This window comes from Chryseobacterium sp. RR2-3-20 (genome assembly GCF_017808115.1).
GTDB lineage: Bacteria > Bacteroidota > Bacteroidia > Flavobacteriales > Weeksellaceae > Chryseobacterium > Chryseobacterium oryzae.
In genome coordinates, this window is sequence record NZ_JADQBD010000086.1 from 1 (window position 1) to 9,834 (window position 9,834).

7 protein-coding genes are annotated in these 9,834 nt (G+C 33.6%); 2 read left to right on the plus strand and 5 right to left on the minus strand.

Annotated elements, in window-relative coordinates:
• Positions 1-88: 88 nt before the first annotated feature.
• From IV513_RS16025 to IV513_RS13980, 4 genes are all read right to left on the minus strand, one after another.
• Positions 89-955, minus strand: coding sequence for a TonB-dependent receptor plug domain-containing protein (locus IV513_RS16025; protein WP_209391172.1), 867 nt, complete (start codon positions 953-955; stop codon positions 89-91).
• Positions 956-1,100: 145 nt separating this feature from the next.
• Positions 1,101-4,175, minus strand: a complete 3,075-nt coding sequence (gene secA, locus IV513_RS13970) for a preprotein translocase subunit SecA (RefSeq protein WP_209391173.1) — start codon at positions 4,173-4,175, stop codon at positions 1,101-1,103.
• A 123-nt stretch (positions 4,176-4,298) separates the two neighbouring features.
• A complete protein-coding gene (locus tag IV513_RS13975) occupies positions 4,299-4,520 on the minus strand; it encodes a DUF2795 domain-containing protein (protein ID WP_027382805.1) in 222 nt (73 codons plus the stop codon).
• A 142-nt stretch (positions 4,521-4,662) separates the two neighbouring features.
• Positions 4,663-5,685 carry a GDP-mannose 4,6-dehydratase gene (locus IV513_RS13980; protein ID WP_209391174.1) on the minus strand — a complete coding sequence of 341 codons (1,023 nt, stop codon included), beginning with the start codon at positions 5,683-5,685 and terminating at the stop codon, positions 4,663-4,665.
• 137 nt (positions 5,686-5,822) lie between these two features.
• Here IV513_RS13980 and IV513_RS13985 point away from each other — a divergent pair, with 137 nt between their 5' ends.
• Positions 5,823-6,614, plus strand: coding sequence for a DUF2797 domain-containing protein (locus IV513_RS13985; RefSeq protein ID WP_209391175.1), 792 nt, complete (start codon positions 5,823-5,825; stop codon positions 6,612-6,614).
• Between the two features lie 29 nt (positions 6,615-6,643).
• On the plus strand, positions 6,644-9,253 hold the full coding sequence (locus tag IV513_RS13990; protein ID WP_209391176.1) for a hypothetical protein: 2,610 nt from the start codon (positions 6,644-6,646) through the stop codon (positions 9,251-9,253).
• A gap of 77 nt (positions 9,254-9,330) precedes the next feature.
• Here IV513_RS13990 and IV513_RS13995 read toward each other — a convergent pair whose 3' ends face one another.
• Positions 9,331-9,675, minus strand: a complete 345-nt coding sequence (locus tag IV513_RS13995) for a hypothetical protein (protein WP_209391177.1) — start codon at positions 9,673-9,675, stop codon at positions 9,331-9,333.
• Positions 9,676-9,834: the final 159 nt, after the last annotated feature.

The following is a 9,834-nucleotide window of genomic DNA, read 5'->3' on the forward strand; positions in this document are numbered from 1 at the left end:
GCTTCAAGGTTGCTCATAATTGTATTTGATTGGTAGTCAATACAATATACTAATTTTTAGTCACTTGAGCAACCTTTTTTATAATGCACTACGGGTTAAAAGTAGTATTATTAATCGTTAAATCATCGTTGGTGTATGAATTTTTATAGTTGTCTTTGAAAACACCGATAGAATAATAAGTAAGAGGATTATATCTATTCAAGAAAAGCATTGGTGCATTTGCTGACTCACTTTTTTTAATTTCAGTATTTACATAGAATGTAAGTCTGTCATTTACAATAAATTTAATTGAAGGTGCAACATAAAAAGATTCGCTAAATCCAGCATCTTGAAAAGTGTTTTGTTTTTGATAAGCAGCGTTTACTCTTGCAAATAAGTTTTTGCTTAAAGGAGCGTTTACATCAGCTGAAACTCTATTAAGTCCGTAACTTCCGTTAACGTAATTTACCTCACCTCCAAAATATTGATAAGGTTTTTTAGTAATTACATTGATTAACCCACCATAAGAAATTACGCTTCCACCATAAAGTGTTCCTGATGGACCTTTAATTGCTTCGATGGTTTCCACTCCGGCAAGATCTAAAGTTCCATTGGTAAGAGAGGGCATTCCATTCGTCAAACTTGGTTGTAAAGAGAATCCTCTCATTGTGTAATATTCACCTCCATCATTTCCTCTTCCTGTAGACTCCCATAGTCTTGTAATACCGGTCACATTTTTTAATGCATCATTAAAGTTAGTTACAACCTGTTCTTTGATAACATTTTTATTAACGATATTGTAAACTTGCGGATTTTCAATTTCTTTCAAAGGCATCTTGTTTACAGACTCTCTATCGCGAGTAATATAGCCTTGTACAACAACTTCGTCAATTTTATTTGTCTTAACTGAATCGTTTTCCTGAGCGAAAGTAAATACAGTTGCAAGCAACGAAGCAGATATCAAAAGTTTATTCATGAATGATTATTTTCCTGCAAAGGTATTGTTTTTACTTATTCTAAATAAGTAATTAGTTTGACATTTGTCATATTTCTAATCCTAAAGTTTTTAGCAAGAAAAAACCCGCTTCGTGAAAAGCGGGTTAAAATTTATATTCTACTTCTTAAGCAGGAATTTCTCCTCTGTATAAGAAAGAAATGATTTCTTTATTCATTTTATCGACCATTTCTGTAAAGAGATGGAAAGACTCCTGTTTGTAGATTACCAAAGGATCTTTCTGCTCGTAAACAGCACCTTGAGAAGATCTTCTTAAATCGTCCATTTCTCTTAAATGAAGTTTCCAATTCTCATCAATAATTGATAGTGTGATATTTTTTTCAAAATCATTAATTAAGCTTTCACACTGAGTTTCGTAAGCTTCTTTAAGATCTGTAACAATAGTTAATGTTTTAATACCATCTGTAAAAGGCACCTGAATCATTTTAAACATTGATCCCTGTGTCTGGAATACATTTTCAATGATAGGGAAAGATTTTTCTTTCAGCAGATTCAGTTTCATGCTGTAATCATCTTCTGCCGCTTTGAAAAGGATATTTGTTAACTCCTGTATGGTTTTGTTCTTGAAGTCATTTTCAGATACCGGAGATTCCATCGTGAAGTTTTTAATGACTTCAAATTCAAAATCTTTATAGTTTCCAGATGCTTTTCCTTTAGTTACGATAGAATTGGCTACATCGAAAATCATGTTTGTAATATCGTATTTCAAATGATCTCCAAAAAGAGCATTCTTTCTTCTTTTGTAGATTATGTCACGCTGTTTGTTCATTACGTCATCATACTCCAAAAGTCTTTTTCTTGTTCCGAAGTTGTTTTCCTCTACTTTTTTCTGAGCTCTTTCGATAGATTTTGAAATCATAGAATGCTGAATAACTTCACCTTCTTTATGTCCCATTCTGTCCATCATTTTAGCAATTCTTTCAGAACCGAATAAACGCATCAGATTATCTTCCAAAGAAACATAGAACTGAGAACTTCCCGGGTCTCCCTGACGTCCCGCTCTACCTCTAAGCTGTCTGTCAACACGTCTTGAATCATGTCTTTCAGTACCGATGATCGCTAAACCACCTGCTTCTTTCACTTCTTTGGAAAGCTTAATATCCGTACCACGACCCGCCATGTTAGTTGCAATTGTTACCACTCCAGGCTGTCCTGCTCCTGCAACGATTTCAGCTTCCTTCTTGTGAAGTTTTGCATTCAGAACCTGGTGCGGAATTTTTCTTAACTGAAGTGCTTTTGAAAGCAACTGAGAAATTTCAACAGAAGTAGTACCTACTAAAACAGGTCTTTTTGCAGCTGTTAAATTTTCAATTTCTTCAATTACAGCATTGTATTTTTCTCTATTGGTTTTAAATACCAAATCTTGTCTGTCGTGTCTAAGAATCTGTCTGTTGGTTGGGATCACCACAACATCCAATTTGTAAATCTGCCACAATTCTCCAGCTTCCGTTTCTGCAGTACCCGTCATCCCCGCAAGTTTGTTGTACATACGGAAATAATTCTGAAGGGTAACTGTTGCAAAAGTTTGAGTCGCTGCTTCAATTTTTACACTTTCTTTAGCCTCAATAGCTTGGTGAAGACCGTCGGAATAACGTCTTCCTTCCATAATACGGCCAGTCTGCTCATCTACAATTTTTACTTCCCCGTCAATAACAACATATTCGTCGTCTTTTTCGAATAAAGTATATGCTTTAAGCAATTGGCTCATGGTATGTACACGCTCAGATTTTTCTGCAAATTCTGAGAATAATTTTTCTTTTGCCTCGAATTCTTCCTCTTTAGACAAATTTTTGGCTTCAACTTCTGCAATTTCTGTCCCAATATCAGGAAGTACGAAGAAGTTAGGGTCAGAATTTCCTTGAGACATGTATTCAACCCCTTTATCGGTTAAGTCAACCTGATTGTTCTTTTCTTCAATTACAAAGTAAAGATCTTTATCTACGATTGGCATATCGCGGTTGTTATCCTGCATATACTGAGCTTCAACTTTCTGAAGTAAAGCACGGTTTCCGCTTTCGGATAAAAATTTAATGAGCTGTCTGTTTTTAGGAAGACCTCTGTAAGCCTGAAGTAATTTGAAACCACCTTCTTTTGTATTTCCTGAAGCAATTAATTTTTTAGCTTCATTGAAAATAGCAGAAACTGTTTTTTTCTGAACTTCTACAATTCTGTCGATAGAAGGCTTTAGAACATCAAACTCCTGTCTGTCTCCTTGAGGAACAGGTCCGGAAATAATTAATGGTGTTCTGGCATCATCTACCAATACAGAATCTACCTCATCTACAATAGCAAAATTTAATTCTCTCTGAACTAATTCTGTAGGTGAAGTAACCATATTATCTCTCAAATAATCGAAACCGAATTCATTATTGGTTCCGTAAGTAATATCTGAGTTGTATGCTTTTCTTCTACCGTCTGAGTTGGGTTGATGGTTGTCTATACAGTCAATAGACATTCCATGAAACTGGTATAATGGTCCCATCCAAGCCGAGTCTCTTTTTGCAAGATAGTCGTTCACCGTTACTACGTGAACACCTCTTTCCGGAAGAGCATTTAGGTATATGGGAAGTGTTCCTACCAAAGTTTTACCTTCTCCTGTTGCCATTTCTGCAATTTTTCCGCTGTGAAGAACAATACCTCCGATAAACTGTACATCGTAATGTACCATGTCCCAAACAACAGGTGTTCCTGCGGCATTCCAAGAGTTTTTCCAAATTGCTTGGTCACCCTGAATTTCTATGAAATCTTTTCCTGCAGCAGCCAGTTGTCTGTCCCAATCGGTAGCTGTTACGCGGATTTCGCCATTTTCTGCCCATCTTCTCGATGTTTCTTTAATTAAAGCGAATGCTTCCGGAAGAACCTGTGCAAGAATTTTCTCTTCAATTTCGTAAGAATCTTTCTTTAGAGCTTCAATTCTGGAGAAAAGAGCTTCTTTTTCGTCTACATTTTTAGAGTTTTTGATTTGCTCTTTAATCTGTTCTATCTGTGCCGATATGCTGCTTGTTGCCTCTTTAATTTTAGATTTGAACTCTGCAGTTTTTTCTCTTAAACCATCATCAGATAATTGCTGAATGTTGGGTTCAACGGCTTTGATTTTTGTTACAACTTTTTTTACTTCCTTTAGGTCCTGCGCTTTTTTGTCTCCCAAAAACCCTTTAAGAACTTTGTTTAAAAAACTCATAAATTTTTGCTTTATGCTTCAAGCGAAATGCTTTAAGCGTTTTAATAACACTTATCGTGTAAATGATAATATCTAGAATCGGCAAAAAGCTTCAGGCGAGATGCCTAAAGCCTTTATGCTTTATTAATATTCGTCTTCGTTCCAAAGATAATCCTCGTCTGTAGGATAGTCGCTCCAAATTTCGTCTATTGCATCGTAGATTTCGCCTTCATCTTCAATTGCCTGAAGGTTTTCTACCACTTCCATAGGTGCACCAGTTCTGATCGCATAGTCGATAAGTTCTGCTTTTGTCATCGGCCAAGGTGCGTCGCTTAAATAAGAAGCTAATTCTAATGTCCAGTACATAATTTTATTTTTTTTTGCAAAAGTATAAAAATAGGTTATATTATAAACTTTTTTATCAGTTGATTTTCAATTCTTTTAATAAAAATTTAATTGCCAAAATCTCTTAGTTTGTTGTGTAAGAGGATTTTCCTGCATAATGAGGTCATTTTCTCAAAAACCATTCCACAAATTTTTTCATGCCATTTTGGAAGTTGGTGTCAGGTTTATAGCCAATAAGTCGCTTTGCTTTTGCAATATCGGCATTGGTTCTTAGCACATCTCCGGGTTGTAATGGCAGATTTTTTTTGCTGGCAGATTTTTGTAAATTCTTTTCTATCTCAGAGAGCATTTCAGAAAGAGTAACAACTTCACTTTCTCCAAGATTAATGATTTCATAAACATTCGAGTTTTGTTGCAGATATTCTACAGATTTCAGAATTCCATCGATAATATCATCAATATAAGTGTAGTCTCTGGCGGTGCTTCCGTCTCCGTAGAAAGGAATTTCTTTATTTTCGGAAATCAATTTTGTAAATTTATGTATGGCTAAATCAGGTCTTTGCCTTGGGCCATATACCGTGAAAAATCTGAGCTGAATAATATCTATCTGATATAAATCGTGATAAACGTGTCCCAAAATTTCCACGCATTTTTTAGTTGCTGCATAAGGAGATATAGGATTATCCACATTATCGGTTTCAGAGAAAGGAATCTTTTCGTTGTTGCCATAAACACTTGAAGAAGATGCACATATAAATTTTTTGATACCGAATTCCTGACAAAGTTCCCAAATATTCATGGTGCCACGAATATTTACCTCTTCATATTCTAAAGGTCTTTCGATGGATGGGCGAACTCCCGCTAATGCTGCAAGATGTATAACCATATCAATCTTATTTTCTCTGAAAATTTCAACAATTTTATTCTTATCGCGGATGTTCTGGAAAAATAATTGATAATGATCTGATTTTAAATCATTTGATAACTTGATAATGTCTTTATTCTTTTCAGAGAATTCAAACTGAATATTTTTACTTAAAGAATCTATTGTATTTTGAATTTTTATTTTATAATCGTAAAAATCATCAAAATTGTCAATATTAATGACAGAATGTCCTTTTTTTAATAAATTTTCGACGAGATGGGAACCAATAAAACCGCTCCCTCCGGTAATGAGATATGTCATCTGAGTGTTTTAGTTAAGCAAAAATAGGAATTTTAAGAGTTTTTCAGATTAATATTTTTTTAGAAAATGATAAAACAGACTTTATTTCTTAAATTTAATATACTCCTTTTTGTACTTTTACTTTCAAATAAAATATCATGCAGTTTCAAGGGCAAATTTTAAAAATGACGAGTTTCAATGCTCAGCCAATTCAATATTATCTTAATCTTTCTAATGATTTAATTCACATGAATGAATTGTTTGGGCGAGAGCTATCCATTAAACATATAGGATATCAGTGTGTAAATTGCGGATTAGACAAACCTATTTACAGAATGGGTTTCTGCAAAAGCTGTTTTTTTGAAAGTCCTTATGCAAGCGATACCATCATTCGTCCGGAACTGTCTACAGCCCATTTGGGAATTGCGGAACGGGATTTGGATATTGAAAAACAAATTCAGTTACAGCCGCATACTGTGTATTTGGCGTATACAGGAGATGTGAAAGTTGGAGTAACCAGAAATACCCAAATTCCTACAAGGTGGATCGATCAGGGTGCAACTTTTGCTTTGCCTATTGCAAGAACCGAAAACCGTTATGAAGCCGGAATGATAGAAGTTGCATTGAAACAACATGTTGCGGATAAAACAAGTTGGAAAAAAATGCTTCAGGACGATTTTGAAGACGAAATAGATTTAGCAGATTTTCAACAGAAAATAAAAGAGTATTTTCCTGAAGATTTTCAAAAGTTTTATTCGGAAGGAGAAAATCTCTGGAGTTTCGATTATCCTTATGAAAAGCCGGAAAAAATAAATTCTTTTACACTAAGTAAAAATCCTGAATTTACGGGGAAATTAACCGGAATTAAAGGGCAGTATTTAGGTTTTGAAGGTGGAAATTTTATGAATGTAAGAGGTCATGAAGGATTTGTAATTGAACTGAAAATTTAAAATATATAACATTAATACAAAATTTAATCATGAAAAAAAATTGGGTTAAAAAGCTTTTAATAGGCTTTGGAATTTTGCTGGGAATTATCTTACTGGCAAATTTTGGCTTAAATATCTGGCTTAAAACCCAACTTCCTGATTATATTAAAAAAAACACAGATTATAAAGTTTCTTACAAATCTCTTAATGTAGATTTGGGAACGGGTAATATCCTTGCCACCGGAATTACCGTTAACAATAAAAACCCACAGAATACTAATGTAATTGGGCTGCAGGGAACTATTGATACCCTGAAAATAAGCCGTTTCGGTATTTATGATGCGATTTTCAATAAAGTAATCAGTTCGTCAGATTTATTACTGGCAAAACCCAATCTTAATATTATTTTAGCAAAGCCTGTAGACCAAAAAACAGGTAAAAAACCAAATCCTGTTAAGTTTGAAAATATCAGAATTAACGATGGAACAATTAATATCTTTCGCTACAACAAACAAAAATATGTTGGAGTTGAGGCATTTAATCTTTATGTTGAAAATCTTCAGCTTACAGAAGAATCCGTAGAAGAAAAACTTCCTGTAGTATTCGACCAATACAGTATTAAGGGAAAAAATTTCTTTTTCCAGCCGGATGATATATATTCTCTTAAAATAGATAAAATTACCACCACCAAGGGACAGATGTCTGTTGAAAATTTTCAGTTGCAGCCACTTATTTCTTTTGAGGAATTCAAGCAGCGTTATCCTGAGAAGTCTAAAATGTTTCAGTTCAGTATTCCAAAAATGAATTTTACGGATATTGCGTTGGAGAAGAATAAAATTTCTTTGGCGAATGCCCATATAATAAATCCTTTTATAAAAGCTTACGATACTGGTATTTCAGTTAAAAAAGCAGTGAAGAAAAAATCTTTTGATATTGATTTTAAAGATGTGAAAGTAGATCATGCTAAAGTTCAGATGGTAAAAAGCAATGAAAAAGATTTGCTTTTTGCTCAGGATCTTAATATTAATATCAATCAGCTTCAAATGAACAAAGAAAGTTCAGAGGAGCTAATTCCGGTATTGTACAAAGATTTTAAAATTTATGGAAAAAATATCTACTACAACGATAAGCAGGATTTGTTTGCCGAAAGTTTTAGTTTAACACCCAAAACTGGTGAGATAAAAAATATTATTGCTAAGCCTGTGCAGTCTTCCAATGCTTTGCTGGATTTTAAAATCAATTTGGTTCAATTCAATATAGCCAAATTTGGATTTGATGAAAAAAAGCTTAATCTCAACATCAGTAATGTTTTGGTAGACGGAATAAACGGGAAAATTACGTCGTTGAAATCTGGTCCGAAAAAGAAAAGTTCATCGCAAGGAATCAATTATCCGATTACGGTAAGAAAAATAGATGTTAAAAATTCGAATATTACTTACGAAGCGAATAATCAGCCTTTGAGTTTACGTAACCTCAATGCACAGGTAGAAAATCTTGAAATGATTGAAAATTCGGCCAAAAACGGAATGGCAGCAAAAATAAAAAGCTACAAAATAGTTGCGGACGATTTTCAGTATAGAACCCGTTTTTACCAAATGAAAATGGCAAATCTGAATGCTACCCAAAATGCAGTACAGATAACACAATTTTCTATGCTTCCGTTGGTGTCTAGAGCTCAGTTCATCAGAATGATTCCTGTAGAGCAGGATTTGTACAATATTAAAGTTAACCAGATTACAGCACAGGGTAATTGGGATTTGTTTGGAGAAAATAAATCTGTTAATGCTTCTAATGTGATTATTCAGTCTGCCAATGCCAATATTTTCCGAAGTAAAATTCCGGCAGATGATCCGAAAATAAAACCTCTGTATTCTAAATTACTGAGATCAATTAAAATTCCGATGTATATTAATCAGCTTCAACTGAAAAATTCTATTCTGGAATATGAAGAAGATACTCCAAAAAGCAATGGACCTGGGAAATTAACATTCAGCAATTTCAATATGAATGTTAAAAACCTGAATTCTGCAAAAATGAAAGGGAAACCTACCAATGTAGACATTAAAATCGACTGTAATTTTATGAAAACTACTCCTTTGGATGTTAACTGGAGCTTTAATACTGCAGATGTAAACGATAATTTTGCCATTTCAGGAAAATTAAGCAATATTCCTGCAGTTGCATTAAATTCATTTATTGTTCCATATTTAAGTGTTTCTGCAACGGGATCTATACAGCAAATGTTGTTTAACTTCAAAGGAAATCCTAAAGGAATTGGCGGGACATTCAATTTGAAGCATAAAGACCTGAAAATTTCAGTTTTAGACAAAAAAAGCCGGGAGAAAAAGAATTTACTTAGTGCGGTTGCCAATCTTTTCATCAAATCAGACTCAGGGAAATTTCCAGAATCGGTTGTTGTAGAAGGTGTGGAAAGAGATCCTACAAAATCTTTCTTCAATATGTTCTGGAAAGGTATCGAAAGTGGACTTAAACAAACATTAGTGGGAATAAATGTAGATAAAACAAAGAAAAAAGTAGAAAAAGCAGAGAAAAAAATTGAATCTGTGAAAAAATCTATTAAAGATGCCAAAAAAGATATTTCCACGCTCACTTCCTCATCTTCAACTCAACATAAAAGGAAAAATAAGGACAAAAAATAATAAACTTTCATAAAAATATATAAAACAATCCCGATTCTCAACAGAATCGGGATTGTTTTTTTTTTGAATAAAAAGGATTAAAATTCGTCACTATACTGAATGGGAATATCTCTAAGAAAAGCGTCAAATTCTTCACCGGGATAATTACTGTCGGCTCCGTAAGAATCTATGATGATTCCTACATTTTTTTCATTATCCTGAATAATATATAAAACTGCATTATCATCCGGGTTGCTGTCGCCTTCAAAACGGTAACTTTTTACAATCGTTAATTCGTCTGGTTGATAATTTTTTTCAGAGTTTTCGTATTTCATCTCACATTGCTCATTCATTCTGAATTCTTTATGTATCCCTCTTTTTCTCAGGGTCTCCATTACTTGGCTAAGGGTGGACATTCTGTCTATATTTTCGTGATTTTCCATAATAATATTTTTCTAGAATAGATACAATTATTAAACCATAGAGTTTATAAGGTAATTTTTTTCAATACTGTCCTAAATAAAAATTATTAAAAATAGAAACAGCCTAAATACCTATTTTACATTTAGCTTTACATTTAATTTCAAAAAAGAACCCCTTGA

Bases quoted from the DNA above. Each gene is read 5' to 3' on its own strand.
- IV513_RS16025 (WP_209391172.1), bottom strand. From the start codon at position 955: ATGAATAAACTTTTGATATCTGCTTCGTTGCTTGCAACTGTATTTACT.
- secA (WP_209391173.1), bottom strand. From the start codon at position 4,175: ATGAGTTTTTTAAACAAAGTTCTTAAAGGGTTTTTGGGAGACAAAAAA.
- IV513_RS13975 (WP_027382805.1), bottom strand. From the start codon at position 4,520: ATGTACTGGACATTAGAATTAGCTTCTTATTTAAGCGACGCACCTTGG.
- IV513_RS13980 (WP_209391174.1), bottom strand. From the start codon at position 5,685: ATGACATATCTCATTACCGGAGGGAGCGGTTTTATTGGTTCCCATCTC.
- IV513_RS13985 (WP_209391175.1), top strand. From the start codon at position 5,823: ATGCAGTTTCAAGGGCAAATTTTAAAAATGACGAGTTTCAATGCTCAG.
- IV513_RS13990 (WP_209391176.1), top strand. From the start codon at position 6,644: ATGAAAAAAAATTGGGTTAAAAAGCTTTTAATAGGCTTTGGAATTTTG.
- IV513_RS13995 (WP_209391177.1), bottom strand. From the start codon at position 9,675: ATGGAAAATCACGAAAATATAGACAGAATGTCCACCCTTAGCCAAGTA.